Source organism: Pseudomonas sp. UC 17F4, assembly GCF_900101695.1.
Taxonomy (GTDB): Bacteria; Pseudomonadota; Gammaproteobacteria; order Pseudomonadales; family Pseudomonadaceae; genus Aquipseudomonas.
Genome location: NZ_FNKV01000001.1, coordinates 4,873,017 through 4,899,483 on the forward strand (window position 1 = coordinate 4,873,017; position 26,467 = coordinate 4,899,483).

At 62.8% G+C, this 26,467-nt stretch carries 27 protein-coding genes; all 27 read right to left on the bottom strand.

The window, feature by feature from the left end; genetic code table 11:
- Positions 1-39 precede the first annotated feature (39 nt).
- On the bottom strand, positions 40-927 hold the full coding sequence (motD, locus tag BLR26_RS22135) for a flagellar motor protein MotD (RefSeq protein WP_045200328.1): 888 nt from the start codon (positions 925-927) through the stop codon (positions 40-42).
- 3 nt (positions 928-930) lie between these two features.
- A complete protein-coding gene (locus tag BLR26_RS22140) occupies positions 931-1,671 on the bottom strand; it encodes a flagellar motor protein (RefSeq protein WP_045200326.1) in 741 nt (246 codons plus the stop codon).
- On the bottom strand, positions 1,671-2,789 hold the full coding sequence (locus BLR26_RS22145) for a protein-glutamate methylesterase/protein-glutamine glutaminase (protein ID WP_045200324.1): 1,119 nt from the start codon (positions 2,787-2,789) through the stop codon (positions 1,671-1,673). The genes BLR26_RS22140 and BLR26_RS22145 overlap by 1 nt, the downstream gene beginning before the upstream one ends.
- Positions 2,790-2,834: 45 nt before the next feature.
- Positions 2,835-5,066: a chemotaxis protein CheA gene (locus BLR26_RS22150; protein WP_093385579.1), complete on the bottom strand. Its 2,232-nt coding sequence runs from the start codon at positions 5,064-5,066 to the stop codon at positions 2,835-2,837.
- Between the two features lie 12 nt (positions 5,067-5,078).
- Positions 5,079-5,867 carry a protein phosphatase CheZ gene (locus BLR26_RS22155; protein WP_045200319.1) on the bottom strand — a complete coding sequence of 263 codons (789 nt, stop codon included), beginning with the start codon at positions 5,865-5,867 and terminating at the stop codon, positions 5,079-5,081.
- 19 nt (positions 5,868-5,886) lie between these two features.
- Positions 5,887-6,261, bottom strand: coding sequence for a chemotaxis response regulator CheY (locus BLR26_RS22160; RefSeq protein ID WP_036990294.1), 375 nt, complete (start codon positions 6,259-6,261; stop codon positions 5,887-5,889).
- Positions 6,262-6,364: 103 nt separating this feature from the next.
- A complete protein-coding gene (gene fliA, locus BLR26_RS22165; protein ID WP_010225024.1) occupies positions 6,365-7,105 on the bottom strand; it encodes an RNA polymerase sigma factor FliA in 741 nt (246 codons plus the stop codon).
- The gene (fleN, locus tag BLR26_RS22170) at positions 7,102-7,935 is read right to left on the bottom strand and encodes a flagellar synthesis regulator FleN (RefSeq protein WP_016393812.1); all 834 of its coding nucleotides are present in this window, start codon (positions 7,933-7,935) and stop codon (positions 7,102-7,104) included. The genes fliA and fleN overlap by 4 nt, the downstream gene beginning before the upstream one ends.
- Positions 7,936-8,055: 120 nt before the next feature.
- The gene (gene flhF, locus BLR26_RS22175; RefSeq protein WP_093385583.1) at positions 8,056-9,366 is read right to left on the bottom strand and encodes a flagellar biosynthesis GTPase FlhF; all 1,311 of its coding nucleotides are present in this window, start codon (positions 9,364-9,366) and stop codon (positions 8,056-8,058) included.
- A gap of 11 nt (positions 9,367-9,377) precedes the next feature.
- Positions 9,378-11,507, bottom strand: coding sequence for a flagellar biosynthesis protein FlhA (gene flhA / locus BLR26_RS22180; protein ID WP_045200310.1), 2,130 nt, complete (start codon positions 11,505-11,507; stop codon positions 9,378-9,380).
- A 132-nt stretch (positions 11,508-11,639) separates the two neighbouring features.
- Complete coding sequence (gene flhB, locus BLR26_RS22185; protein ID WP_093385588.1) at positions 11,640-12,776, bottom strand: flagellar biosynthesis protein FlhB; 1,137 nt, start codon at positions 12,774-12,776, stop codon at positions 11,640-11,642.
- Between the two features lie 2 nt (positions 12,777-12,778).
- A complete protein-coding gene (gene fliR, locus BLR26_RS22190) occupies positions 12,779-13,555 on the bottom strand; it encodes a flagellar biosynthetic protein FliR (RefSeq protein ID WP_045200306.1) in 777 nt (258 codons plus the stop codon).
- A gap of 7 nt (positions 13,556-13,562) precedes the next feature.
- The gene (gene fliQ / locus BLR26_RS22195) at positions 13,563-13,832 is read right to left on the bottom strand and encodes a flagellar biosynthesis protein FliQ (protein ID WP_038996371.1); all 270 of its coding nucleotides are present in this window, start codon (positions 13,830-13,832) and stop codon (positions 13,563-13,565) included.
- Between the two features lie 21 nt (positions 13,833-13,853).
- Positions 13,854-14,606: a flagellar type III secretion system pore protein FliP gene (gene fliP / locus BLR26_RS22200; protein WP_038996372.1), complete on the bottom strand. Its 753-nt coding sequence runs from the start codon at positions 14,604-14,606 to the stop codon at positions 13,854-13,856.
- Positions 14,606-15,058, bottom strand: coding sequence for a flagellar biosynthetic protein FliO (gene fliO / locus BLR26_RS22205; RefSeq protein WP_082075484.1), 453 nt, complete (start codon positions 15,056-15,058; stop codon positions 14,606-14,608). The genes fliP and fliO overlap by 1 nt, the downstream gene beginning before the upstream one ends.
- Positions 15,059-15,529 carry a flagellar motor switch protein FliN gene (fliN, locus tag BLR26_RS22210; protein ID WP_093385593.1) on the bottom strand — a complete coding sequence of 157 codons (471 nt, stop codon included), beginning with the start codon at positions 15,527-15,529 and terminating at the stop codon, positions 15,059-15,061.
- A 46-nt stretch (positions 15,530-15,575) separates the two neighbouring features.
- Complete coding sequence (fliM, locus tag BLR26_RS22215) at positions 15,576-16,544, bottom strand: flagellar motor switch protein FliM (RefSeq protein WP_045200301.1); 969 nt, start codon at positions 16,542-16,544, stop codon at positions 15,576-15,578.
- A 9-nt stretch (positions 16,545-16,553) separates the two neighbouring features.
- A complete protein-coding gene (gene fliL, locus BLR26_RS22220; protein ID WP_045200300.1) occupies positions 16,554-17,048 on the bottom strand; it encodes a flagellar basal body-associated protein FliL in 495 nt (164 codons plus the stop codon).
- Positions 17,049-17,155: 107 nt separating this feature from the next.
- Positions 17,156-18,451, bottom strand: a complete 1,296-nt coding sequence (locus BLR26_RS22225; RefSeq protein WP_093385598.1) for a flagellar hook-length control protein FliK — start codon at positions 18,449-18,451, stop codon at positions 17,156-17,158.
- Between the two features lie 79 nt (positions 18,452-18,530).
- Positions 18,531-18,878, bottom strand: a complete 348-nt coding sequence (locus BLR26_RS22230; protein WP_045200296.1) for an Hpt domain-containing protein — start codon at positions 18,876-18,878, stop codon at positions 18,531-18,533.
- A gap of 25 nt (positions 18,879-18,903) precedes the next feature.
- Entirely contained in the window at positions 18,904-20,619 is a 1,716-nt protein-coding gene (locus tag BLR26_RS22235) for an ATP-binding SpoIIE family protein phosphatase (protein ID WP_093385602.1), read from the bottom strand.
- Positions 20,616-20,921 (bottom strand): STAS domain-containing protein, encoded by a 306-nt coding sequence (locus BLR26_RS22240; RefSeq protein WP_045200292.1) that lies wholly within the window; start codon positions 20,919-20,921, stop codon positions 20,616-20,618. Before BLR26_RS22240 ends, BLR26_RS22235 begins: the two co-directional genes overlap by 4 nt.
- Before the next feature lie 93 nt (positions 20,922-21,014).
- A complete protein-coding gene (gene fliJ / locus BLR26_RS22245; protein ID WP_045200290.1) occupies positions 21,015-21,467 on the bottom strand; it encodes a flagellar export protein FliJ in 453 nt (150 codons plus the stop codon).
- Positions 21,468-21,473: 6 nt separating this feature from the next.
- A complete protein-coding gene (gene fliI, locus BLR26_RS22250) occupies positions 21,474-22,838 on the bottom strand; it encodes a flagellar protein export ATPase FliI (RefSeq protein ID WP_093385605.1) in 1,365 nt (454 codons plus the stop codon).
- Positions 22,828-23,589 carry a flagellar assembly protein FliH gene (fliH, locus tag BLR26_RS22255; RefSeq protein WP_093385609.1) on the bottom strand — a complete coding sequence of 254 codons (762 nt, stop codon included), beginning with the start codon at positions 23,587-23,589 and terminating at the stop codon, positions 22,828-22,830. The genes fliI and fliH overlap by 11 nt, the downstream gene beginning before the upstream one ends.
- An 84-nt stretch (positions 23,590-23,673) precedes the next feature.
- Positions 23,674-24,693: a flagellar motor switch protein FliG gene (gene fliG / locus BLR26_RS22260; protein WP_045189054.1), complete on the bottom strand. Its 1,020-nt coding sequence runs from the start codon at positions 24,691-24,693 to the stop codon at positions 23,674-23,676.
- Entirely contained in the window at positions 24,686-26,467 is a 1,782-nt protein-coding gene (gene fliF / locus BLR26_RS22265; protein ID WP_045200285.1) for a flagellar basal-body MS-ring/collar protein FliF, read from the bottom strand. The genes fliG and fliF overlap by 8 nt, the downstream gene beginning before the upstream one ends.

Consider the following 26,467-nt stretch of genomic DNA (forward strand, 5'->3'; position numbering starts at 1 on the left):
GCTTCCTCCCGGTACGGCAGCCTGCCCTGCCGGGATCGGTTATAGGGTCGGTGACGGGGAATTGACGCGATTGTCGCCCACCGTCGGTGCTACCGCTGGCGGTGCAGTTTGTGTGCCAGCCCGCTTCATCGCCGCGTCCGGGGTGGCATTGGCGCTGCCAGTGCCAGTCAGGCTGCGGCGTACTTCGAGGTTGCGCGAGATCACCAGCACCACCCGTCGGTTGCGCGCCCGGCCTTCAGCGCTGTCGTTGGCGGCGATCGGCTGGAACTCGCCGTAACCGACCGATGCCATGCGCGCCGGGTTCACCCCTTCCATCGCCAGCAGGCGGACGATACTCGCCGCCCGTGCCGATGACAGCTCCCAGTTGGTCGGGTACTGCGCGGTGCGAATCGGCAGGTCGTCGGTAAAGCCTTCGACGTGCACCGGGTTGGCGAACGGCTTGAGGATCTTCGCCACCTTCTCGATGATGTTGAACGCCACGTCGCTGGGCATGGCGTCGCCGCTGCCGAACAGCAGCGACGAATTGAGTTCGATCTCGACCCACAGCTCGTTGCCGCGCACGGTCATCTGGTCGGACTTGATCAGGTCGCCGAAGGCGTCGCGCACGTCATCGGTGATGGTCTTGAGCGGGTCGCTGCTGGTTTGCGCCAGGCCCGCATCGACCTGCTCGCTGTCCTTGATCAACGGCTCGGCCGGCTTGACGCTGAGCGGGCGCTCGTCGCCAATGGGGATCGGCTTCATGCTCCGCTCGGGGTCGTTGAACACGCCGATCAGCGCCTGGGAAATGACCTTGTACTTGCCCTCGTTGATCGACGAGATCGAATACATGACCACGAAGAAGGCAAACAGCAAGGTGATGAAGTCGGCGTAGGACACCAGCCAGCGTTCGTGGTTTTCATGCTCTTCGGGTTGTCGACGGCGCGCCATGTGTTACTCCATGAAGCCCTGAAGCTTCAGCTCGATCGAGCGCGGGTTTTCGCCTTCGGCGATCGACAGCAAGCCTTCCAGAAGCATTTCCCGGTAGCGCGACTGACGCAGGGCCAGGGCCTTGAGCTTGTTGGCGATCGGCAGCAGGATCAGGTTGGCACTGGCAACACCGTAAATGGTGGCGACGAAGGCCACGGCAATGCCGTTGCCCAACTGCGACGGGTCAGCAAGATTGCCCATGACGTGAATCAGGCCCATCACCGCACCGATGATACCGATGGTCGGCGCATAGCCGCCCATGCTCTCGAACACCTTGGCGGCCTGCACGTCGCGGCTTTCCTGGGTGTAGAAATCCACCTCGAGAATGCTGCGAATGGCTTCCGGCTCGGCGCCGTCGACCAGCAACTGCAGACCTTTGCGTGCGTACGGGTCCGGCTCGGCATCGGCGACGCCTTCCAGGCCCAGCAGGCCTTCCTTGCGTGCGGTCAGCGACCAGTTGACGACCCGGTCGATACCGCCAGCCAGGTCGACCCGTGGCGGGAACAGGATCCAGCGCACGATCTGCAGCGCGCGCTTGAAGGCGCTCATCGGCGATTGCAGCAAGGCCGCCGCCAGGGTGCCGCCGAGCACGATCAAGGCCGCCGGGCCATTGAGCAGTGCCGACAGGTGGCCGCCTTCGAGGTAGTTGCCGCCAACGATGGCGACAAAGGCCAGGATGATCCCGATAAGGCTCAAGACATCCATCAGACGCAGGCCTCGACCAGGTGCTTGCCGATCTCGTCCAGGCCATACACGGCGTCTGCCAGGTTGGCTTTGACGATGGCCATGGGCATGCCGTAGATCACGCAGCTGGCTTCATCCTGGGCCCACACGGTGCTACCGCCCTGCTTGAGCAGGCGCGCACCTTCGCGGCCGTCGGCGCCCATGCCGGTGAGCACCACCGACAGCACCTTGTCGCCATAGGACTTGGCCGCCGAACCAAAGGTGATGTCCACGCACGGTTTGTAATTCAGGCGCTCGTCGCCCGGCAGGATCTTCACCGTGCCGCGGCCGTCGACCATCATCTGCTTGCCGCCAGGGGCCAGCAGGGCCAGGCCCGGGCGCAGCATGTCGCCGTCCTCGGCTTCCTTGACGCTGATCTTGCACAGCTTGTCGAGGCGCTCGGCAAACGCCTTGGTAAAGGCCGCCGGCATGTGCTGGATCAGCACGATCGGCGCCGGGAAGTTGGCCGGCAACTGGGTCAGAACCCGCTGCAGGGCAACCGGGCCGCCGGTGGAAGTACCGATGGCAACCAGCTTGTAGGGTTTGCGCTTGGGTGCCGGCGAAGCACTCGATGCTGGCGCAGCCGCTGCGCGCACAGGTGCTGCGGCGCGTGGTGCAGGCGTGCTGCCCAGGCTGCTGACGGCAGGTTGGGCGGCTGGCTGCGGCGCGGGCGCCGGGCTTGCGTAGGCACTGAAACGACGGTTGCTGCGGGAAATGGTATGAACCTTTTCACACAGCAGTTGCTTGACCTTCTCCGGGTTGCGCGAGATGTCTTCGAAGTTCTTCGGCAGGTAGTCGACCGCACCGGCATCCAGCGCATCGAGGGTGACGCGGGCGCCTTCGTGGGTCAGCGAGGAGAACATCAGCACCGGGGTCGGGCAACGCTGCATGATGTGACGCACGGCGGTGATGCCATCCATCATGGGCATTTCGTAGTCCATGGTGATGACATCGGGCTTGAGCGACAGCGCCTGGTCGATCGCTTCCTTGCCATTGGTCGCGGTACCGACGACCTGGATAGTCGGGTCCGCTGAAAGAATTTCCGAGACGCGGCGGCGGAAGAAACCGGAATCATCCACCACCAGGACCTTGACTGCCATAAACACTCCATTAGGGGGCGCGGCATGTGAGCCGCGCCACCAGAATCAAATACGCCGGGCGGCGTAACGCTTGAGCATGCTCGGTACGTCGAGGATTAGCGCAATGCGCCCGTCACCGGTAATGGTGGCGCCCGACATGCCCGGGGTGCCCTGGAGCATCTTGCCCAGCGGCTTGATGACCACTTCTTCCTGGCCCACCAGTTGATCGACGACGAAGCCGATCCGCTGGGTACCCACCGAAAGGATCACCACATGGCCCTCGCGCTGCTCTTCATGAGCGGCCGAGCTGACCAGCCAGCGCTTGAGGTAGAACAGCGGCAAGGCCTTGTCACGCACGATCACCACTTCCTGGCCGTCGACCACGTTGGTGCGCGACAGGTCGAGGTGGAAGATCTCGTTGACGTTGACCAGCGGGAAGGCGAACGCCTGGTTGCCGAGCATGACCATCAGCGTCGGCATGATCGCCAGGGTCAGCGGCACCTTGATGACGATCTTCGAGCCCAGGCCCTTGGTCGAGTAGATGTTGATCGAGCCGTTGAGCTGGGAAATCTTGGTTTTCACCACGTCCATGCCCACGCCACGCCCGGACACGTCGGAAATCTCGGTCTTGGTCGAGAAACCCGGGGCGAAGATCAGGTTGTAGCACTCGGTCTCGCTCAGGCGATCGGCGGCGTCTTTGTCCATCACTCCGCGCTTGACCGCAATGGCGCGCAGCACGTCGGCGTCCATGCCCTTGCCGTCATCGGAGATCGACAGCAGGATGTGGTCGCCTTCCTGTTCGGCCGAGAGCACTACCTTGCCGCCGCGGGACTTGCCCGAGGCTTCGCGCTCTTCCGGGGTTTCGACGCCATGGTCGACGGCGTTGCGCACCAAGTGCACCAGCGGGTCGGCCAGGGCCTCGACGAGGTTCTTGTCGAGGTCGGTCTCTTCGCCGACCAGCTCCAGGTTGATTTCTTTCTTCAACTGCCGGGCCAGGTCGCGAACCAGGCGCGGGAAGCGCCCGAAGACCTTCTTGATCGGCTGCATGCGGGTTTTCATCACCGCGGTCTGCAGGTCGGCGGTCACCACGTCGAGGTTCGACACGGCCTTGGACATGGCCTCGTCGCCACTGTTCAGGCCCAGACGCACCAGGCGGTTACGCACCAGCACCAGCTCGCCGACCATGTTCATGATCTCGTCGAGCCGCGCGGTGTCGACCCGTACGGTGGTTTCGGTTTCGCTGGCAGGGTGCTTTTCGGCAGCCGGAGCGGCCTGGCGTGCAGGTGCAGGCGCCGCAGCCGCTGCTTTGGCCGCAGGGGCTGGCGCAGCAGCTGGCTTGGCGGCAGGTGCTGGCGCAGGCTTGGCCGCCGCTTTCGCAGGTGCTGCGGTGGCAGCTGGTGCAGCCGTGGCTACTGCGTCCGGCGCAAACTTGCCCTTGCCGTGCAGTTCGTCGAGCAGCGCTTCGAACTCGTGCTCGGAGATGTGATCGCCAGCCGCGGCAGGCGCGCAGGCTTCCACAGGCGCGGCAGCAGCGCCCGGCAGTGCATCGACGGCAAAAGTACCCTTGCCGTGCAACTGGTCGAGCAGCGCTTCGAATTCATCGTCGGTGATGTCGCCACTGACATCGCCAGCGGCAGCTGCAGCAGCCGGTGCTTCAGCCGCGCCGCCGAGGTTGTCGGCGGCGAACTGGCCCTTGCCGTGCAACTGGTCAAGCAGCGACTCGAACTCGGCGTCGGTGATTTCGTCACCGGCAGGCTCGGCGTCCTGGGCTTGTGCCTCGGCCTTGACTGCATTGAGCGAGTCGAGCAGTTGCTCGAATTCGGTGTCGGTGATGTCCGCCTCGGCCTCGGCCGCCGGCGCTTCAAGCACCTCGGGCTCAGCGGCAGGGGCTGGTGCTTCGTCTTCCCCGGCAGGCTCGGCCAGGCGCGACAGCGCCGCCAGCAGCTCTGGGGTCGCCGGGGTGATGTCGCTGCGCTCGCGAACCTGGCCGAACATGCTGTTGACCGTGTCCAGGGCTTCCAGGACCACGTCCATCAGTTCGGAGTCGACGCGTCGGGCACCCTTGCGCAGGATGTCGAACACGTTTTCGGCGATATGGCAGCACTCCACCAGCTCGTTGAGCTGGAGGAAGCCGGCGCCCCCTTTTACAGTGTGAAAACCGCGAAAGATCGCATTGAGCAGGTCGGCATCATCCGGTCGGCTTTCCAGCTCGACCAATTGCTCGGACAGTTGCTCAAGAATTTCGCCGGCTTCTACCAGGAAATCCTGAAGGATTTCTTCATCGGCGCCGAAGCTCATTAAACGTGCTCCCTAAAAACCCAGACTGGACAGCAGATCGTCGACATCGTCCTGACCGGACACAACGTCTTCACGCTTATCGGCATGAATCTGCGGACCTTCACCCCGAGTCGGATGTTTTTCTTGATCTTTTTCAGCGCGCAGCTGCTGGTGGTCATGTTCGATACCGGCAAAACGGTCAACTTGACTTGCCATCAGCACGAGCTTGAGCAGATTGCTTTCTACTTCGGTGACCAGCGCCGTGACGCGTTTGATCACCTGGCCGGTCAGGTCTTGGTAGTCCTGAGCCAGAAGAATGTCATTGAGGTGGCTGGCGACCTTGCGGTTGCCCTCCTCGCTGCGCGTCAGGAAACTGTCGACACGCTTGGCCAGCTCACGGAACTCCGGTGCCGCCACTTCGCGGCGCATGAAGCGCTGCCAGTCGACGCTCAGCGCCTTGGCCTCGTCGCTCAGTTCGTTGAGTACCGGCGTGCTGGCTTCGACCAGGTCCATGGTGCGGTTGGCCGCGCCCTCGGTCAGCTTGACCACGTAGGAAAGGCGTTCGGTCGCATCGGTGATCTGCGACACTTCCTCGGCTTGCGGCATGTGCGGGTCGATCTGGAAACTGACGATCGCGCTGTGCAGCTCGCGGGTGAGTTTGCCGACTTCCTGATACAGGCCAAGGTCACGGGTCTGGTTCAGCTGATGGATCAGTTGCACCGCGTCGCCGAACTTGCCTCGTTCAAGGCTGTCGACCAGTTCCCGGGCGTGTTTCTTGAGTGTCGACTCAAACTCGCCCAAGGATGATTGTGTTTGCTCCATAGCGCCCCCGTGGCGTACCTCAGCTATTGACGCGCTCGAAGATCTTTTCGATCTTTTCTTTCAGCACCTGGGCGGTGAACGGCTTGACCACGTAGCCGTTGACCCCGGCCTGGGCGGCTTCGATGATCTGCTCGCGCTTGGCTTCGGCAGTCACCATCAGCACCGGCAGGTGCTTGAGGCGCTCATCGGCACGCACTTTGCGCAGCAGGTCGATACCGGACATGCCAGGCATGTTCCAGTCGGTCACCAGAAAGTCGAAATGACCGCTTTCGAGCATCGGCAGTGCGGTGTTGCCGTCGTCGGCTTCCTGGGTGTTGGTAAAGCCCAGATCACGCAACAGGTTCTTGATGATCCGCCGCATCGTCGAAAAGTCGTCCACGATGAGGATTTTCATGTCTTTGTTCAATTAGACCTCCAAGCAGTCTTTAACGCGTTCAGCGCGGAACGCGCATTCAATCAATTCGGCACTACATTTCACGACTGCATCGAACCTGCGTTCAACGCGCCCGCCATTCCCCCAGGCGACCACGCAAACGTGCCGCGCACTGGCTGTGCAACTGGCTGACACGCGACTCGCTCACCCCCAGGACCTCACCGATCTCCTTGAGGTTGAGCTCTTCGTCGTAGTACAGCGCCAGGACCAGACGCTCGCGTTCCGGCAGGTTGGCGATGGCATCGGCCAGGGCTGCCTGAAAACGCTCGTCTTCCAGATCGCGCGAAGGCTCGAGCTGGGCACTGGCACCGTCCTCGTGCAGGCCTTCATGTTCGCCGTCCTGCAACAGGTCGTCGAAACTGAACAGGCGGCTGCCCAGGGTGTCATTCAAAATCCCGTAATAATCATCGAGACTCAATTGAAGTTCGGCAGCAACCTCGTGATCTTTAGCGTCACGGCCGGTTTTTGCTTCAATTGCACGAATCGCGTCACTGACCATGCGGGTATTGCGGTGTACCGAACGCGGCGCCCAGTCGCCCTTGCGCACTTCATCGAGCATGGCGCCACGGATGCGGATGCCGGCGTAGGTCTCGAAACTGGCCCCCTTGCTGGCGTCATACTTGTTGGCGACTTCGAGCAGGCCGATCATCCCGGCCTGGATCAGGTCCTCCACCTGCACACTGGCCGGCAGACGTGCCAACAAGTGGTAGGCGATGCGCTTGACCAGCGGCGCGTAACGCTCGATCAGTTCGTACTGGGCGTCACGCGAAGCCTTGCTGTACATCCGATAACCACTGGCGTTCATAGCACCGGACCCGCACTCGTCGGTTGCACCAGGCGCTCGACGAAGAACTCCAGGTGCCCCCGTGGGTTGGCAGGCAGCGGCCAGCTATCGACCTTCTGGGCAATGGCCTTGAATGCCAGCGCGCACTTGGAACGCGGGAAGGCTTCATAGACCGCTCGCTGCTTCTGCACCGCCTTGCGCACACATTCGTCGTAAGGCACCGCACCGACGTATTGTAGGGCGACATCGAGGAAGCGATCAGTGACCTTGGTCAACTTGGCGAACAGGTTGCGCCCTTCCTGGGGGCTCTGGGCCATGTTGGCGAGGACGCGGAAGCGGTTCATGCCGTAATCGCGGTTGAGCAGCTTGATCAGCGCGTAGGCGTCAGTGATCGAAGTGGGCTCGTCGCACACCACCAGCAGCACTTCCTGGGCGGCGCGGACAAAACTGACTACCGAGTCACCGATACCTGCAGCGGTGTCGATCACCAGCACGTCGAGGTTGTCGCCGATCTCGCTGAAGGCCTGGATCAGGCCGGCGTGCTGGGCCGGAGCCAGGTGCACCATGCTCTGCGTGCCCGAGGCCGCCGGCACGATGCGCACACCGCCGGGGCCTTGCAGCAGCACGTCGCGCAGTTCGCAACGGCCTTCAATGACATCGGCCAGGGTGCGCTTGGGCGTCAGGCCCAGCAGCACATCAACGTTGGCCAGGCCCAGGTCGGCGTCCAGCAGCATGACCCGACGGCCAAGCTCAGCCAGCGCCAATGACAGGTTCACTGACACGTTAGTCTTGCCAACGCCACCTTTGCCGCCGGTCACGGCGATCACCTGTACGGGATGCATGCTACCCATGTTTGTTCTTTACCTTGTCTTACTTAGACCGAGGCCACATGACTGGGCTGCGCTTTCAACACCTGAAAAATGCCTGGCAGACCATTGATGTAGGTACTTTGCAACGTATTCATATTCCCCTCAGCCCACGCGTTTGCCGGAGCTGTGGTAGAGATCAGCGAACATGTCGGCCATGGCCTCTTCGCTGGGCTCGTCCTGCATCTGCACGCTCACTGCGCGGCTGACCAACTGGTGCCGGCGCGGCAGGTGCAGGTCGTCAGGAATGCGCGGGCCATCGGTAAGATAGGCCACCGGCAGTTCGTGACTGATTGCCAGGCTCAATACTTCGCCGAGGCTGGCGGTTTCATCTAGCTTGGTCAGGATGCAACCGGCCAGGCCGCAGCGCTTGTAGCTGTGGTAGGCGGCGGTCAGCACCTGTTTCTGGCTGGTGGTTGCCAGTACCAGGTAATTCTTGGCCTGAATCCCGCGCCCGGCAAGGGTTTCCAGCTGCATGCGCAGCGCCGGGTCGCTGGCTTGCAGGCCGGCGGTATCGATCAGTACCACGCGCTTGCGCAGCAGCGGGTCGAGGGCCTGGGCCAGCGACTGGCCCGGGTCGACGTGAGTAACCGAAACGTTGAGGATCCGCCCCAGGGTCTTGAGCTGCTCCTGGGCGCCGATACGGAAGCTGTCCATGCTCACCAGGGCCAGGTTCTGCGCGCCGTACTTGAGCACGTAGCGCGCGGCGAGCTTGGCCAGGGTGGTGGTCTTGCCCATGCCGGCCGGACCGACCATGGCAATGACACCGCCTTCTTCGATCGGTTCGATTTCCGGCACCTGGATCATCCGCGCCAGGTGCGCCAGGAGCATGCGCCAGGCGTGACGCGGCTCTTCGATTTCGGTGGTCAGCTCGAGCAGTTCGCGGGCAATCGGCCCGGACAGGCCGATGCGCTGCAGGCGGCGCCAGAGGTTGGCCTGCTGCGGCTTGTTGCCCTGCAACTGGCTCCAGGCCAGCGAGCCGAGCTGTACTTCAAGCAGTTCGCGCAGGCCCGACAGCTCCGAGCGCATCGAGTCGAACAGGCGCGGGTCGATGGGTGCCGCGGCCGGTGCAGCAGGCACGGCCGGCGCTTCGACCTGCGGGACGACCAGCGGCTCGGAAGCGGTCAGCGGCAAGCCGGCAAACAGCTGGCGATTGCCATCTTCGCTCTCGCTACGGCTGCTCAGCTCGGCCTGGGCGGTGACGATGCGCGACTGGGTCTTGCGCAGCTCGTCTTCGAGCTCGACATTCGGCACCCGTGGCGCCAGGGCGGACAGCTTGTAGTCCAGCGCAGCCGTCAGCTCGACACCGCCAGCAATCCGTCGGTTGCCAATGATGGCGGCATCGGCCCCCAGCTCATCGCGAACCAGCTTCATGGCCTGACGCATATCGGCGGCGAAAAAACGCTTAACTTGCATAACCCACTACCTCAGCCGTTCGGGCCCACTGTGGCGACGATGGTAACTTGCTTGTTGTCAGGTATTTCCTGATACGCCAAAACATGCAAATTCGGTACAGCCAGGCGACCGAAGCGCGACAGCATGGCTCGTACCGGTCCTGCGACCAGGAGGATCGCCGGCTGCCCTTGCATCTCCTGACGCTGGGCGGCTTCGATCAACGAACGCTGAAGCTTTTCGGCCATGCTCGGCTCCAGAAGAACACCGTCTTCCTGGCCTTGCCCAGCCCTTTGCAAACTATTGAGCAAAATCTGTTCCAATCTTGGCTCAAGGGTGATCACAGGCAGCTCGGACTCAACGCCGACAATGCTTTGCACGATAGCGCGACACAATCCGACGCGCACCACCGCCACCAGCGCGGCGGTATCTTGACTCTTGCCCGGGTTGTTGGCGATGGCTTCGGCAATGCTGCGAATGTCACGCACCGGAACCTGCTCGGCGAGCAACGCCTGCAGTACCTTGAGCAGGCCCGACAAGGAAATGACGCCCGGCACCAGCTCTTCGGCAAGCTTGGGCGAAGCCTTGGCCAGCACCTGCAGCAGTTGCTGCACTTCTTCGTGGCCGATCAGCTCATGGCAGTGCTTGTGCAGAATCTGGTTGAGGTGGGTGGCGACCACTGTACTGGCGTCCACCACCGTGTAGCCCAGCGACTGCGCCTGGCTGCGCTGGTTGACGTCGATCCACACCGCTTCCAGGCCAAAGGCCGGATCGCGGGCGGCAATACCATTGAGGGTACCGAACACCTGCCCGGGGTTGATCGCAAGCTCGCGGTCCGGGTAGATCTCGGCCTCGGCCAGGATCACCCCCATCAGGGTCAGGCGGTAGGCACTGGGCGCCAGGTCGAGGTTGTCGCGAATGTGCACCGTGGGCATGAGAAAACCCAGGTCCTGGGACAGCTTCTTGCGCACGCCCTTGATCCGCGCCAGCAACTGGCCGCCCTGATTGCGATCGACCAGCGGAATCAGCCGGTAGCCGACCTCTAGGCCGATCATGTCGATCGGGGTGACGTCATCCCAGCCCAGCTCCTTGGTTTCCATCGCGCGCTGTGGCGATGGCAGCAGGTCCTGCTGGCGCTGCACCTCTTCCAGGGCCTTGAGCTTGGCCTGGTTCTGCTTGCGCCACACCAGGTAGGCGCCGCCGGCGGCCAGCAGGCCGAGGCTCAGGAAGGCGATGTGCGGCATGCCCGGCACCAGGCCCATGACGATCATCAGGCCAGCCGACACCGCCAGGGCCTTGGGCGAATCGAACATCTGCCGGTTGATCTGCTTGCCCATGTCCTCGGAGCCCGAGGCGCGGGTAACCATGATCGCCGCCGCGGTGGACAGCAACAGCGAGGGCAACTGCGCCACCAAACCGTCACCGATGGTCAACAGTGCATAGACCTTGCCGGCGTCGGCAAAGGTCATGTTGTGCTGGAACATACCGACGGCCATGCCGCCGATCAGGTTGATGAACAGGATCAACAGGCCGGCGATGGCGTCACCGCGAACAAACTTGCTGGCACCGTCCATCGAACCATAGAACTCGGCCTCGCCGGCCACTTCGGCGCGCCGCGCCTTGGCCTGGGCCTGGTCGATCAGACCGGCGTTGAGGTCGGCGTCGATGGCCATCTGCTTGCCGGGCATGGCGTCGAGGGTGAAGCGCGCACTCACCTCGGAAATACGCCCGGCACCTTTGGTGACCACCACGAAGTTGATGATCATCAGGATCGCGAAGACCACGATACCGACCACGTAGTTACCGCCGATCACCACCTCGCCGAAGGCCTGGATCACCTTACCGGCGGCCTCGTGGCCGTCATGGCCGTGGAGCATCACCACCCGCGTGGACGCCACGTTGAGCGCCAGGCGCAACAGCGTCGCCACCAGCAGGATGGTCGGGAACGCGGCGAAGTCCAGCGGGCGCAGGGCGTAGACGCAGACCAGCAGGACCACGATCGACAAGGCGATGTTGAAGGTGAAGAACACGTCGAGCAAAAACGGCGGGATCGGCAACATCATCATTGCCAGCATCACCAGCAGCAACAGCGGCACACCCAGGTTACCCCGGCCTAGACCGACCAGGTTGCTACGGGCACTGTTGATTAACTGAGAGCGATCCACCGGTATTCCTCGTTAGCTCAAGCAAAACTTTGACGCGTTTGAGGCGCGCAGCGCTGCCTTTGCAAGAAGCTTTCCAACTTTGCCAAACGAGGTGGTTTGAGTGGCTCAGGGCTGCCGCGCAGGCAGCGCCGATCAGGAATCGCGACGCAAATCCGGCGGGATCGGCAGATCCTTGAGCGGCTCCGGCGGCTTGCCCTTGCCGGCGCGATACTGGCGGATCTGGTAGACGTAGGCCAGCACCTGGGCCACTGCCAGGTACAAACCGGCAGGAATCTCTTCTTCAAGCTCGGTGGAGTAGTAGATCGAACGCGCCAGCGCCGGCGATTCGAGCACCTGGATCTTGTGCTCGTTGGCGATCTCGCGAATTTTCAGGGCTATGAAGTCGGCACCCTTGGCCAGCAGCAGCGGCGCCGCGCCCTTCTCCGGGTCGTACTTGAGCGCCACGGCATAGTGGGTCGGGTTGGTGATGATCACGTCAGCCTCGGGAATCGCCGCCATCATCCGCCGCTGCGAAGCCTCGCGCTGCAGTTGGCGAATGCGCTGCTTGACCTCGGGCTTGCCTTCGGAGTCCTTGTACTCGTCGCGCACCTCTTGCTTGGTCATCAGCAGCTTCTTGTGCGCCTGCCAGAGCTGGATCGGCACGTCCACCGCGGCAATGATCAACAGCCCCGCTGCCATCCACAGCGCACTCCAGCCAACTACCTGGACGCTATGGATGATCGCCTGCTCCAGCGGCTCGTTGGCAATCGCCAGCAGGTCATCGCGATCAGCCGACAACACCGTCAGGGCGACGATCAGAATCATGAAAAACTTGGCCAGCGCCTTGAGCAGCTCGGACAAGGCGTTGACCGAGAACACCCGCTTGATCCCCGATAGCGGGTTCATGCGGCTGAACTTCGGTGCCAGGGAGCTGCTGGAAAACAGGAACCCCCCCAGCGACACCGGACCGATGATTGCCGCAATCAGCAGCACCAGCAATACCGGCTGAGTCGCGAGCAAGGCCATCTTGCCGGAGGCCATGAGGAAAATGCCCATGGACCGCTCATCGATGAGCACCTCGCGGGACAAGCTGAAATTGATGCGCATCAGCTCCATCAGGGTTTGCGCCAGGCCACCGCCAAACGCCAGCAGCGCTCCAGCGCCCGCCAGGGTCACCGCGACCGTGTTGAGCTCCTTGGAACGGGCAATCTCGCCCTTCTCGCGCGCGTCCTTCTTGCGCTTGTCGGTGGGGTCTTCTGTTTTGTCCTGACCGCTTTCGCTTTCTGCCATGCTCAGCGCGCCCGTGCCAGTTCACGCAGCCACTGCAAGGCTTCGGAAGCCAGTGACTGATAGTGAGGAAGAATATCGGCCAGGGTGATCCAGAAGATCACCATCCCCAGCACCAGGGTCAGCGGAAAACCGATGGAAAAGATGTTCAACTGCGGCGCCGCCCGGGTCATCACGCCAAAGGCAATGTTGACCACCAGCAACGCGGTCACCGCCGGCAATACCAACAGCATGGCTGCACCCAGCACCCAACCCAGGCGCCCGGCCAGGTCCCAGAAATGATTGACCAGCACACCGCCGCCCACCGGCAAGGTGGTAAAGCTCTCGGTCAGCACTTCGAAGACCACCAGATGGCCGTTGATGGCAAGGAACAGCAAGGTCACCAGCATGGTCAGGAACTGGCTGACCACCGCCACGTTGACACCGTTGGCCGGATCGACCATGGAGGCGAAGGCCATGCCCATCTGGATTGCGACGATCTGCCCGGCGATCACGAAAATCTGGAAGAACAGCTGCAGCGCCATACCAAACACGGCGCCAATGATGATCTGCTCGGCCACCAGCAACATTGCCCTGAGATCCAGCGATTCGACCACCGGCATCGGCGGCAGGCCGGGAACGATGACCACGGTGATTGCCAGAGCGAAGTACATGCGGATACGTGTCGGCACCAGGGTGGTACCGAAAATAGGCATGGTCATCAGCACCGCCGTGACGCGAATCAACGGCAGAATGAAACTGGCCACCCAGGCGCCGATCTGCGCGTCGGTCAGCTCAAGCATCGCCGGGTCAGCCGATCAGCTGCGGAATGCTGCCGTACAACGACAGGATGTATTCCATGAATTTCTGCACCAGCCACGGGCCGACCACGATCAGCGTCACCAGCATCACCAGCAGGCGCGGCAGGAAGCTCAGGGTCTGCTCGTTGATCTGCGTGGCAGCCTGGAACATCGCCACGATCAGCCCCACCAGCAGGCTCGGCACCACCAGGATGGCAACCATCAAGGTGGTCAGCCACAACGCATCGCGAAACAGGTCGACAGCCACTTCAGGGGTCATGGACTTCTTCTCCTCGCGGCGTCAGACGCCGCCGAAACTGCCGGCCAGGGTACCCATGATCAGCGCCCAGCCATCGACCAGGACGAACAGCATGATCTTGAACGGCAACGAGATGATCAGCGGCGACAACATCATCATACCCATGGCCATCAGCACACTGGCGACCACCAGGTCGATGATCAGGAACGGGATGAAGATCATGAAGCCGATCTGGAACGCGGTCTTGAGCTCCGAGGTGACGAATGCCGGCACCAGGATGGTCAATGGCGCCTGATCGGGGCTGGCGATGTCGGTGCGCTTGGACAGGCGCATGAACAGGTCCAGATCGCTCTCGCGGGTCTGCGCCAGCATGAAGTTCTTCAGCGGTGCCTGGGCCTTGCTGATCGCATCCTGGGCGCTGAGTTTCTCTGCCAGGTACGGCTGCACGGCCTCCTGGTTGATGCGGTCGAACACCGGCGCCATGATGAACAGGGTCAGGAACAGTGCCATGCCGTTGAGGATCTGGTTTGACGGCGTCTGTTGCAGGCCCAGGGCCTGGCGCAGAATGGAAAAGACGATGATGATGCGGGTAAAGCTGGTCATCAGCACGACGAACGCCGGGATGAAACTCAGCGCGGTCATGATCAGCAGGATCTGCAGGCTGACCGAATACTCCTGCTGGCCGTCGGCCCCGCTGGACAGGGTGATCGCCGGGATCGACAGTGGATCAGCCGCCAGGGCCAGCGGCGCCGCCAGCATCAGCAGCAGCGTCAACATCATGCGCAACGCGCCCATCACGACCTTCCCTTCTGATCCTTGCCCATCAGCTCCATCAGCCGCTGGGCGAATTCTGGTGTTGCCTGGCGCGCACTGGCGGGCACTTCAACCGGCTCGGCCATGACATGCAAGGCCTCGATGGTGCCTGGCGAATGGCCGATGAGGATCTGCTCCTTGCCGACCTGGATCAGCAACAGCCGATCACGCGGCCCCAGCGAACGGCTACCGAGGATCTCGATCACCTGGCCACTGCCGGGCGCGGCGTTCTGCACCCGGCGCAGCAGCCAGGCGAGGACGAAGATCAACCCCAGCACCAGCAGCAGCCCCAGCACCAGCTGGGTCAACTGCCCTGCCGCGCTGCCACTGCTTGCCGGTGCCACTACCGCAGCCGCCGGCTGCGTGGCAGCCAGGGCGACATCCACGTACAGGCCGCAGGCCAGGCCCAGGCCGTTGCGCAGGAGCTTGCTCACTCAGCGCAGCTTCTTGATGCGTTCGCTCGGGCTGATCACGTCCGTCAGGCGGATGCCGAACTTTTCGTTGACCACCACCACTTCGCCGTGCGCAATCAGAGTGCCGTTGACCAGCACGTCCAGCGGCTCGCCGGCCAGGCGGTCGAGCTCGATCACCGAACCCTGGTTGAGTTGCAGCAGGTTGCGGATGTTGATCTCGGTACTGCCGACCTCCATGGAAATGCTCACCGGAATATCCAGGATCACATCCAGGTTCGGACCATCGAGGGTGACCTGTTCGTTGCTGCGCGGCGAACTGCCGAACTCTTCCATGGCCAGGCGGCTGGACGCCGGTGCGCTGGCGGCGCTATCGGCAGCGAGCAAGGCGTCGATGTCGGACTGGCCGGCATCGCCGGTTTCTTCCAGGGCCGCAGCCCATTCATCGGCCAGGGCCTGGTCCTCCGGGGAGGTGATGTCGTTTTCGTTAGCCATTTTGTCCTCGACGGGCAATCAATTCGGAGTTGGAACCACGAGCGCCTCAGCGGCGCTCGATCGGATCGATAATCTGCAGGGCCAGGGTGCCCTTGTGCGAACCCAGCTTGGCCTTGAACGACGGCACGCCGTTGGCCCGCAGGATCAGCTCATCCGGCAGCTCGACCGGAATCACATCGCCCGGCTGCATGTGCAGGATGTCGCGCAGCTTCAGCTGGCGACGGGCAACCGTGGCGCTGAGCGGCACGCTGACGTCCAGCACGTCTTCGCGCAGGGCCTTGATCCAGCGCTCGTCCTGGTCGTCCAGATCGGACTGGAAACCGGCATCGAGCATCTCGCGCACCGGCTCGATCATCGAGTACGGCATGGTCACGTGCAGGTCGCCGCCACCGCCATCGAGCTCGATGTGAAAGGTCGAAACCACCACCGCCTCGCTCGGCCCGACGATGTTGGCCATGGCCGGGTTGACCTCGGAGTTGATGTACTCGAAGTTGACCGGCATGATCGCCTGCCAGGCCTCCTTGAGGTCAACGAAGGCCTGGTCGAGGACCATGCGCACCACGCGCAACTCGGTCGGGGTGAACTCGCGACCTTCGATCTTGGCGTGACGACCGTCGCCACCAAAGAAGTTATCCACCAGCTTGAACACCAGCTTGGCGTCGAGGATGAACAGCGAGGTACCGCGCAACGGCTTGATCTTCACCAGGTTGAGGCTGGTGGGCACGTACAGCGAATGCACGTACTCGCCGAACTTCATCACCTGCACGCCGCCGACCGCCACGTCCGCAGAGCGGCGCAGCAGGTTGAACATACTGATGCGGGTATAGCGGGCAAACCGCTCGTTGATCATTTCCAGGGTCGGCATGCGACCGCGGACGATCCGATCCTGGCTGGTCAGGTCATAACTTTTGACACTGCCGGGCTCGGCATTGCTTTCGGTTTGTACCAGACCATCGTCGACGCCATGCAGCAAAGCATCGATTTCATCCTGGGACAGCAGGTCCTGCACGGCCATCTGGGGCTCCTACTGCAATACGAAATTGGTGAACAGCAACTGGTCGATGACCGGCTTGCCGACTTCCTTCTGCGCCACTTCCTGGACACTGGCAGTGGCCTTCTGGCGCAGCATTTCCTGGCCGACCGGGCTGGACAGGGTGTCGAAGCCCTGGCCCGAGAACATCATGACCAGGTTGTTGCGAATCACCGGCATATGCACCTTGAGGGCATCCAGCGCTGCCTGGTCACGCCCCTGCATGGTGATGCTCACCTGCATGTAGCGCTGGCGGCCGTTCTGGTTGAAGTTGACCACGAAGGCCGGTGCCAGCGGCTCGTAGATCGCTGCCGGCTTGAGGTTGGCCAGGGCCGGATCGACCGCAGGCTTATCCTCGGACTTGTGCAGGAAGAACCAGGTGGCGCCGACCGACAGGCCGATGGCAAGCAGCAATGCCAGCACCAACAGCAGGATCAGCTTGAGTTTGCCTGTAGCGGCGGGGTCTTTCTCTGCTTCGCTCTTCGCCATGCCAATAATCCGTCATTCATCGGAGATTTCAGTCACATGGCGAGGGTTGAGCAAGTGTTATGCCAACCTGGAAAAGCAAGGTCGGCCAGCACAAAGAGCACAGCCAATCAGGCGTAGTAATCCACCGCGCTGGAACCCACAACCGACTGCTGCTCGACCGGCATTGCACCTGGAGCGATTTCAGCGGACTCAGCGGATTCACCAGCTTCATTACGCCGTGCGGCCACGCCACTGAGTTTCGGCGTGTCCTGGGCGCCCTGCTGCTGGCCACCACGGGACTGGTCAGCGACGTTGACGTCCGGCTGGCCGAGCCCCTGCTGGGCAAACATTTCCTTGAGCCGGTGCACCTGGTTTTCCAGCGCCTCGCGCACCCCGGCGTGACCACTGACAAAGGTCACCTGGGCCTGCTGTTCCGGCGCCAGGTTGACGCGGATGTCCAGGCGCCCGAGCTCGGCCGGCTCAAGCTTGATATCGGCCGATTTCAGGTTCTGGCTGGACAGGTACATGACCCGGTTGACCAGGCCTTCGGTCCAGCCGCCCTGGTTCATCGCCAACGGCTGCTGCAGCGGCGTGGCCACCGGCACGGCATTGGCGGTCTTGGCCGTGGCGGCCAGGGTCAGGTTGCTCAGGCGCTCGGCAAAGTTGTCGACGCGCGTATCGCTGGAGGCGCTCTTGAGGTCCTTGAGGCCATCATCGAGCAGGCCACTGAAGGCTTTTTCACCCGGCTCGCCTGATTCGGCATCGGCACCTGGCTTGTCCAGCAGGGCCGCCAGTGTATTGACGGCAGGCTGCGCCGTCGGCGCTTCAGGCTGGGCATTGCCGGCCTTGCCAGCGGCATGGGCAGACGTAGTGCCCTGGGCCTGGGCACTTTGCTCAAGGGCCAGGCGCAAGGCTGGCAGGTCAGACAGCGGATCGGCCTCAGGATCGAATTCAGGCGCTTCGGCTACCGGCTGGGCTGGCGCCGCAGCCACCTGCAATTGTGCTGCCGCCTGAAGCACCGGCGCCACGGCTTCAGCCTGGGCCTGGATCAATTGCGCGCCGGGCTGGGCGTCGGTCACTTGACCCGCCACCAGGCTGGGGTCAAGCAGGGTGGGATCAGCCACCAGCGCCGGATCGACCTCGGTGCTGTCCTGCTCCTCAGGCAAACTATTGCCGCTGTCGGCAACCTTCGACGAATCAGCGGCCGTTTTATTGCCGCTGCCCGGGGCGGTGACGACCTTCTCAGGCACAGGCGCGTCCTTGGTGCCTGCAGTCGTCTCGCGAGACTGCTTGGCATACACATCGGAAAAGCCAGACGCCTTGTCGTTAGAGGCCTGCAGCGATTTATCCGGCGCACCGGCAGTGGCGCGCGACGGCTTCGCCACGGCACTGGCTTGCAACAGGGGGTTGGAGGCGACAGGCATGCAGGAGTCTCCGCTACAGAAGTCGTAATCGTGAATTAGCGAAGACTACGCAAAACTCGCGCCAGGTTTGCCCTCGCGCTCAACCAATCGATACTCGCTGGCGTTCGTCGTGGTAAAGGTCACGAACGGCCGCATACTCGCGATCGATCTGGTTGATCAGGTCTTCGATGCCTTGCAGCGGGCCGTGATTGACGCGGTCTTCGAGCTGCCTGCACAACTCGGCCAACGCTACCGCCCCCATATTGCTGCTACTGCCCTTGAAACTGTGCGCGGCATGCGCCAGCTCGTCGGCGTTCTTCGCCTCATGCAATTGACTGAGGCGTTTTTCGGAATCTTCAAGAAAGGTTTCCAGCAAGTACAGGTAGCCATCTTCCATGACCTCCTGCAAGTCGCTGAGCACCTTGCGATCGATGTGAATGTCGGACACTTGCTCACTCCTTGATCAAGTTGGATTATGCCAGAGCCTCCCAGGCGAACTCCACGCATGCGCGGCGCCCCTCGTCGGCCCATTCGGCACGCCGGCTCAACCGGCGTATGAGGGTCAGACCGCGTCCGCACAACCCTTGTTCGGACACAGGCCTGGCCAGCACTTTACTCACATTGAAGCCCTTGCCGCTATCTTCGACTTCAATCTTCAGACGCCCGCCTTGGCGATCCGGCTCGACCCGAAGGAACACGCGGATGAAGCCCTCGCTCAACGCCTGCAGGCGCTCGTCGCGCATCTGATAGTAGGCGGCAAAGCCCTGCGCATCGCGCTTTAACGCCGAGTCCAGCCCCAGCACGCCGTGTTCCAGGGCATTGGAATACAGCTCGGTGAGGACACTGTGCAACGCCCCGCTCTGAGCCCGCAAACCGTGTATTTCCTGCAACAGCTGTAGCAAATAAGGTAATGGATTGAAACGTTTTAGCGTGTCGGCGCGAAACTCGAACTGCAGCGACCAGTCCAGCGGACTGGACTGCCCACTGTCAGAATAGATCACCGGCAGCGGCGACAACAGTTGCGGTTCGACCACCTCGATATCCAGCAGGCTGACATCATCGCGCGAGCGACCACGAAACGCTTCCAGCGCCTGCAGCACCTCCTCGAACAACAGTGCCGGCTGTCGATTGGCACTCAGCACCCGACGCAGGCGCTCGACACCGAACAGCTGGTCATTGTCATCACTGGTATCGACCACGCCGTCAGACAACAGAAACAGGCGCTCGCCCAGGGCCAACGGCAGCACCTGGGTGGCATCATCAAAGCGCTCCGGCGCCAGGATACCCAAGGGCAAATGGCGCGACACCAACGCCACAGGCTCACCCCCACCGGCGGGCAACAGATAGCCGTCGGGCATGCCACCATTCCAGACCTCGACCACCCGCCGCTGAAAACTCAGGTTGAGCAACAATGCACAACAGAACATGTCCACCGGCAGGATGCGCTTGAGCTTGGCGTTCATCTCGCGCAGGGTTTCGGCCAGGCCGTAACCCTTGGCTGTCATGCCATAGAACACCTCGGCCAGGGGCATCGCCCCCACCGCCGCCGGCAAGCCGTGGCCGGTGAAGTCGCCGAGCAGCACATGCATGTCACCTGCCGGCGTGAAGGCGGCCAACAGCAAGTCGCCATTGAACAGGGCATAAGGTGACTGCAGGTAACGGATGTTCGGCGCACTCAGGCAACCGGCATGGGCCACCTGGTCGAACACCGCCTTGGCGACCCGCTGCTCGTTGAGCAGATGAGTGTGATGGCGGGCAAGCTGGTCACGCTGCTCCAGCACCGTGGCCTGCAGCCGGCGCATACGCTCCATCGCCTTGATTTTGGCGGCCAGGATCACCGGGCTGTAGGGTTTTGCCAGAAAATCGTCGCCACCTGCCTCCAGGCAACGGACCAGCGCCTGTTCTTCGCTAAGCGAAGTGAGAAAGATGATCGGCACCAGCGCTTCACCGGCCAGCGCCTTGATCTGGCGCGCCGCCTCGAAACCATCCATGACCGGCATCAGCGCATCGAGCAGGACCATGTGCGGGCGCTGCGCGGCGAACAGCGCCAGCGCCTGCTCGCCATTATCGGCGGTGAGCACCTGATGCCCCTGCTTGCGCACAAGGGTGGCCAGCAACAAACGATCAGCAGCACCATCCTCGGCGATCAGGATGGTGAGCGCCTCGAAAACATGGGCTGGCTGGTTCAACTGATGTCGAACAGCTTGTCGAAGTTGGAAATGGCGAGGATCTTTCGCACATCGGAGCTGGTGTTGACCACACGGATTTCCGAGTCGTCGCCGCCGACGTGGTCACGCAGCAGCAACAGCATGCCCAGGGCCGAACTGTCCAGATAGGTGGCCTCCTTGAGGTCGACGACCACTGAGTCCGGCATGTTCTGCTTGAGCTCGTAAGCCTGGCGAAATTCCAGGTGCTTGCCAAAGTCAAAACGCCCCCTGACCTTGATCGTCAGTTTTTTCCCATCCGGGGATACTTCAGATACAACTGCCATGTCGATGATTCCTTCCATTGCGACGATTGCAGACATCTAGAAGGTTTAGCAGCCCCACCCCCCGGCAGCAAGCACTGCCGACCAAAGCACGCTTCAGTAGCGATCGTGGCGCGGCAGGCGCTGGGACAGTTCATCGAGCAGTTTTTGTTCGCGCTTGTCTTCCACCATGCGCGCCTCGTCGATGTAGCGCTGCACCAGCTTGCGCAAGCCCTCGACCCGGGCATAGGCCTGCTGCCAGGTGCCGCGGGCGTTCTTCAGATTGTTCTGGTGCCAGGCCAGGCTTTGGCGCTGCTGGGTCATGGCAGTTTCCAGCTGGCCGAGAAAGCTCTGGTAGTTGACCAACCAGCTACCGGACACGCCCTGCCCACCGCGGTTGATCCACTGCAACTGGTAGTCTTCGCGAAAACGGTCAAGTTCGCTGAGCTTGGCCTGGGCCATGTTCACTTGCTGCTGGAATTGCCCCAGGCGCTGGGCGGCCTGGCGCTCGGCGTTTTCCGCCATCTCCACCACCGGCGCCAGACGCGCGGCACGGCTTGGCTGGGCCATGGCCTATCAGCCGCCTGCCGCAGGCAAGGGGGCAAACACGCCAGCCAGGTGCTCGCGGCTTTGCTGCATGCCGACGTTGTCGTTCAGGCCCTGGCGCAGGAAGTGCACCAGGCGCGGCTGCAGGGTAATGGCAAGGTCGGTCTCGGCGTCTCCACCGGCGACATAAGCGCCGACGCTGATCAAGTCGCGGCTTTGCGAGAGGCGCGACCACAGCTGTTTGAACTGCTGCGCTTCGGTCATCTGCTCGGGGCTGACCACCTGTGGCATGACCCGGCTAATCGAAGCTTCGATATCGATGGCCGGGTAATGCCCCTCCTCGGCCAGGCGCCGGGACAGCACGATGTGGCCGTCGAGCACGCCCCGCGCCGAGTCGGCAATCGGATCCTGCTGATCGTCGCCCTCGGACAATACGGTATAGAACGCGGTGATCGAGCCACCACCGGCTTCGCCATTACCCGCACGCTCAACCAGCTTGGGCAGCTTGGCGAACACCGACGGTGGATAGCCCTTGGTCGCTGGCGGCTCACCAATAGCCAAGGCGATTTCCCGCTGGGCCTGGGCGAAACGGGTCAGCGAATCCATCAGCAACAGGACATTCTTGCCCTTGTCGCGAAAGTACTCGGCAATGCGCGTGCAGTACATGGCCGCGCGCAAGCGCATCAGCGGCGCATCGTCGGCGGGCGAGGCCACCACCACCGAGCGCTTGAGGCCTTCTTCGCCAAGAATATGCTCGATGAATTCCTTGACCTCGCGGCCGCGCTCACCGATCAAGCCGACGACGATAATGTCCGCCTCGGTAAAGCGGGTCATCATGCCCAGCAGCACACTCTTGCCCACGCCCGTACCGGCGAACAGGCCCAGGCGCTGACCGCGGCCAACCGTCAACAAACCGTTGATGCTGCGGATGCCGACGTCCAGCGGCTGGCTGATCGGGTCGCGGTTGAGCGGGTTGATGGTCGGGCCGTCCATGGGCACCCAGTCTTCGGCTTTCATCCCGCCCTTGCCGTCCAGGGCACGACCGGCGCCGTCAAGCACCCGGCCAAGCATGCTCATGCCCATGGGCAGGCGTCCACTGTCAGCCAATGGCACCACGCGCGCCCCAGGGGCGATGCCGGCAACGCTGCCGACCGGCATGAGGAACACCTTGCCGCCGGCAAAACCCATGACCTCGGCCTCGACCCGCACCGGGTGATAGCTGTCGTCATTGATCACCACGCAGCGGCTACCAACCGCCGCGCGCAGGCCTTCGGCCTCGAGGGTCAGGCCGACCATGCGTAGCAGGCGGCCCTCGACCACCGGCTGAGACGGCAAATTGACGGCGTCGGCATACGCCCCCAGGCGCTTGCCGAAACTGGTTCGTTCAAGGCGCATCAGGGGCATCCAGCTCAACCTGCACATCCGCCGCTGCCGGGTGCAGGCTTTGGTCATGGAGCTGATCGAACAATTGCGCCATGGCCTTTTCGATACGGGTTTCCATGCTGGCATCGATACGGCTGTGATCAGTCTCGATGCGACAGCCTCCTGGCAGCAGGGCTTCGTCTTCGAGCAGCTTCCAGCGCTCCTCGTGACGCTCGCGCAGGGCTTTGACCTGCTCGAAGTCCTGCGGATTGATATGGATGCGGATGTTCTCGGCACCCATCGGCAGCAACTTCAGGGCTTCACGCAGTACCTGGCCGATCTGGCTGGAATCGCTGCGCAGCTCGCGGCCGATGACCTCGCGGGCGATGTGCCCGACCAGGTGGACCACGGCCTTTTCGATCTGGCTGTCTTGTTCGGCGATGGGTTCGAGCAGGTGGGTCATCACCTGTTCGAGGCTGGCCAGCTTGGCGCTCAGGGCCTCTTCGGCTTCCTGGCGAACCTTGAGCTGAGTGCTGTGAAAACCCTCGCGCTCGCCGGTGGCAAAGCCTTCGTTGTAGGCTTCCTGGCGAATGCTTTCAAGCTCTTCGAGGGTCAGTGGCTGGACTTCTTCCAGCGGCACTTCTTCGATTTCGTCCTGAACCGCTTCGGGCTCCGGTTCAGGCTCAGGCTCTGGTTCCGGGTCGAAACTGGGCAGCGCCCAGCGGTCGAAGCCCTCGACGTCGTTAGCGCGAATCAGTTCACTCAGGTGCTCGTTGGTTGACATGATTGCACGCACTCGTAAAGCATCGCGGGTCAAGCCCGCTCCCACAGGAGCGCTGTGGGAGCGGGCTTGACCCGCGATAAGGTCTTAGATCATCTCTTCGCCGCCCTTGCCACCGAGCACGATTTCTCCGGCTTCGGCCATACGGCGGGCGATGGTGAGGATTTCCTTTTGCGCCGTCTCGACGTCGCTGACGCGCACCGGGCCCTTGGCCTCGAGGTCGTCGCGCAGCAGCTCGGAGGCACGTTTGGACATGTTCTTGAAGATCTTCTCCTTGACCTTCTCGTCGGCGCCCTTGAGCGACACCACCAGCACGTCGGAAGACACTTCGCGCAGCAGCGCCTGGATACCGCGGTCGTCGACATCGGCCAGGTTGTTGAAGACGAACATCAAGTCTTCGATCTGCTCGGAGAGGTCGCCGTCGATGTCGCGGATCGCGTCCATCAGCTGGCCTTCGACGGAGCTGTCGAGGAAGTTCATGATGTCCGCGGCACGCTTGATACCACCCAGGGTGGTGCGCGCGGCATTGGAGTTGCCCGAGAACTGCTTCTCGAGGATCTGGTTCAGCTCCTTGAGCGCCGCCGGCTGGACGGTATTGAGCGACGAGACGCGCAGGATGATGTCCAGACGCACCTTGTGGTCGAAGTTGCCCAGCACTTCACCGGCCTGGTCCGGGTCCAGGTAAGCCACGACGATGGCCTGGATCTGCGGGTGCTCGTAGCGAATGACATCGGCAACCGCGCGCGGCTCCATCCACTTGAGGCTGTCCAGGCCGCTGGTGTTGCCACCGAGCAGGATGCGGTCGATCAGGCCGTTGGCCTTGTCCTCGCCCAGGGCCTGGGTGAGCATCTTGCGGATATAGCCGTCGGAACCGACGCCAAGGCTGGTCTGGTCGCCGACGATCTCGACAAACTCGCTCATCACCTGCTCGACCTGCTCGCGATGGACGTTGCCCATCTGCGCCATGGCCACGCCGACCCGCTGCACTTCCTTGGGGCCCATGTGCCGCAGCACCTGCGCGGCATCGGTTTCACCCAGCGACAGCAGCAGGATCGCAGCCTTGTCGACACGGGTCAGTTTGGCGGTAAGGGCTCGGTTATCACTCATCGGCGTTGATCCACTCTTTCACGACCTGGGCCACGCGACCCGGGTCTTCGGCCACCAGGCTCTTGATTGCATTGAGCTGTGCGTCATAACCCTCGCTCGGGCTTGGCAGCAGAATGCTTTGCGGACCACCCAGGCTGACGCGGTCGTTGGCCAGCTCGCCATCCAGACCGAGCATGCCGCCCAGTTCCATGTCGCCATCGGCACCGGCGCCTTGCTTGCCATTGCCGGTGATGTTGTTAAGTACCGGACGCAGCACGCCGAACACCAGGACGAGGATGAACAGTACGCCCATGACCTGCTTGATGATGTCCCAGAACCACGGCTGCGAATAGAACGGAATCTCGGCAATTACCTCGCCACGGTCGGCGGCGAACGGCACGTTGATCACGCTGACACTGTCACCACGGCTGGCATCGAAGCCCACCGCGTCCTGCACCAGGCGGGTAAAGCGTGCCAGGTCTTCGGCAGCCCACGGGGTGCGCGCGGCATCGCCGGTGGCCGGGTCGACCTTGAGCTGGTCATCGACCACCACCGCCACCGACAGGCGGGTCAAGCGGCCCTGCTGCTGGCGGGTGTGGCTGATGGAACGGTCAAGCTCGAAGTTCTTGGTCGACTGCTGACGCTTGTCGGCCGGGTACGGTGCAAGCATCGGCTGGCCGGTGGCCGGGTCCATGATCTGCTGGCCGTTGGCATCGAGCAGCGGCTGGCCAGGCTGGATGGCGCTGGCGGCGGTTTGCGTGCCACCGGTGGTTTGCGGAGCCGAGGCCGGGCCGGGCGGCTGGTTGCTGAGGGCACCAGGCACGCCCTGCGGGCCCATGCTGCTGGAGCGCTGTTCGTTGACCGACTGCTCGCTGCGCAGCGCCGGCTGGTCAGGGTTGAACTGCTCGGAGGTGGATTCGACCGCGCTGAAGTCAACGTCCGCCGATACTTCGGCCTTGTAGCGGTCGTTGCCCAGCACCGGCTGGAGAATGTTGTGCACACGCTGGGTGAGCAGGCCTTCCATGCGGCGGCTGTAGTCGAACTGCTTGCCGGCCATGGTCAGCTCGGAATTCTCGACCTGATCGGAGAGCAGGTTGCCCTTCTGGTCGACCACGGTGACCTGGGACTTGTTCAGTTCCGGCACGCTGGTCGCCACCAGGTTGACGATGGCCATCACCTGACCGGCTTCCAGGGCGCGGCCCGGGTACAGCTCGACCAGTACCGAAGCACTTGGCTTGCGCTCGTCACGGACGAACACCGAGCTCTTCGGGATCGCCAGGTGCACGCGTGCACCCTTGACGTTGTTGAGGCTGGAAATGGTCCGCGCCAGTTCGCCTTCCAGGCCACGACGGTAACGGGTGGCTTCCATGAACTGGCTGGTGCCCAGGCCCTGCTCCTTGTCGAGGATCTCGAAACCGACATTGCCATCGCTCGGCGCCACGCCGGCGGCTGCCAGCTTCAGGCGGGCACGGGAAATATCGTCGGCCTTGACCAGCAAGGCGCCGGAATTGGGTTCGACGTTGTAGGGGATATCGGCAGCGGCCAGGGTCTCCATGACCTGCTTGGTGTCCATGCCGGCCAGGCTGCCGTACAGCGGCCGGTAGTCCGGTTGCTGCGACCACAGCACCACGGCAAAGCCGATCGCCACGCTGGCGGCCAGACCGACCAGCAGGCCGACCTGACGCAGCATGGGCATCTGCGAGATGTTTTCCAGGAACGACATGCCGAACAACGGCGGCTTGGGCGCTGCTGCGCTGCTTTTCGCGGGCACGTTATCGACGACTGCTTCGGCCAT

Coding starts and splice junctions, on each gene's coding strand:
- motD (WP_045200328.1), bottom strand. CDS start 927: ATGGCGCGCCGTCGACAACCCGAAGAGCATGAAAACCACGAACGCTGG.
- BLR26_RS22140 (WP_045200326.1), bottom strand. CDS start 1,671: ATGGATGTCTTGAGCCTTATCGGGATCATCCTGGCCTTTGTCGCCATC.
- BLR26_RS22145 (WP_045200324.1), bottom strand. CDS start 2,789: ATGGCAGTCAAGGTCCTGGTGGTGGATGATTCCGGTTTCTTCCGCCGC.
- BLR26_RS22150 (WP_093385579.1), bottom strand. CDS start 5,066: ATGAGCTTCGGCGCCGATGAAGAAATCCTTCAGGATTTCCTGGTAGAA.
- BLR26_RS22155 (WP_045200319.1), bottom strand. CDS start 5,867: ATGGAGCAAACACAATCATCCTTGGGCGAGTTTGAGTCGACACTCAAG.
- BLR26_RS22160 (WP_036990294.1), bottom strand. CDS start 6,261: ATGAAAATCCTCATCGTGGACGACTTTTCGACGATGCGGCGGATCATC.
- fliA (WP_010225024.1), bottom strand. CDS start 7,105: ATGAACGCCAGTGGTTATCGGATGTACAGCAAGGCTTCGCGTGACGCC.
- fleN (WP_016393812.1), bottom strand. CDS start 7,935: ATGGGTAGCATGCATCCCGTACAGGTGATCGCCGTGACCGGCGGCAAA.
- flhF (WP_093385583.1), bottom strand. CDS start 9,366: ATGCAAGTTAAGCGTTTTTTCGCCGCCGATATGCGTCAGGCCATGAAG.
- flhB (WP_093385588.1), bottom strand. CDS start 12,776: ATGGCAGAAAGCGAAAGCGGTCAGGACAAAACAGAAGACCCCACCGAC.
- fliR (WP_045200306.1), bottom strand. CDS start 13,555: ATGCTTGAGCTGACCGACGCGCAGATCGGCGCCTGGGTGGCCAGTTTC.
- fliQ (WP_038996371.1), bottom strand. CDS start 13,832: ATGACCCCTGAAGTGGCTGTCGACCTGTTTCGCGATGCGTTGTGGCTG.
- fliP (WP_038996372.1), bottom strand. CDS start 14,606: ATGGGCGCGTTGCGCATGATGTTGACGCTGCTGCTGATGCTGGCGGCG.
- fliN (WP_093385593.1), bottom strand. CDS start 15,529: ATGGCTAACGAAAACGACATCACCTCCCCGGAGGACCAGGCCCTGGCC.
- fliM (WP_045200301.1), bottom strand. CDS start 16,544: ATGGCCGTGCAGGACCTGCTGTCCCAGGATGAAATCGATGCTTTGCTG.
- fliL (WP_045200300.1), bottom strand. CDS start 17,048: ATGGCGAAGAGCGAAGCAGAGAAAGACCCCGCCGCTACAGGCAAACTC.
- BLR26_RS22225 (WP_093385598.1), bottom strand. CDS start 18,451: ATGCCTGTCGCCTCCAACCCCCTGTTGCAAGCCAGTGCCGTGGCGAAG.
- BLR26_RS22240 (WP_045200292.1), bottom strand. CDS start 20,921: ATGGCAGTTGTATCTGAAGTATCCCCGGATGGGAAAAAACTGACGATC.
- fliJ (WP_045200290.1), bottom strand. CDS start 21,467: ATGGCCCAGCCAAGCCGTGCCGCGCGTCTGGCGCCGGTGGTGGAGATG.
- fliI (WP_093385605.1), bottom strand. CDS start 22,838: ATGCGCCTTGAACGAACCAGTTTCGGCAAGCGCCTGGGGGCGTATGCC.
- fliH (WP_093385609.1), bottom strand. CDS start 23,589: ATGTCAACCAACGAGCACCTGAGTGAACTGATTCGCGCTAACGACGTC.
- fliG (WP_045189054.1), bottom strand. CDS start 24,693: ATGAGTGATAACCGAGCCCTTACCGCCAAACTGACCCGTGTCGACAAG.
- fliF (WP_045200285.1), bottom strand. CDS start 26,467: ATGGCCGAAGCAGTCGTCGATAACGTGCCCGCGAAAAGCAGCGCAGCA.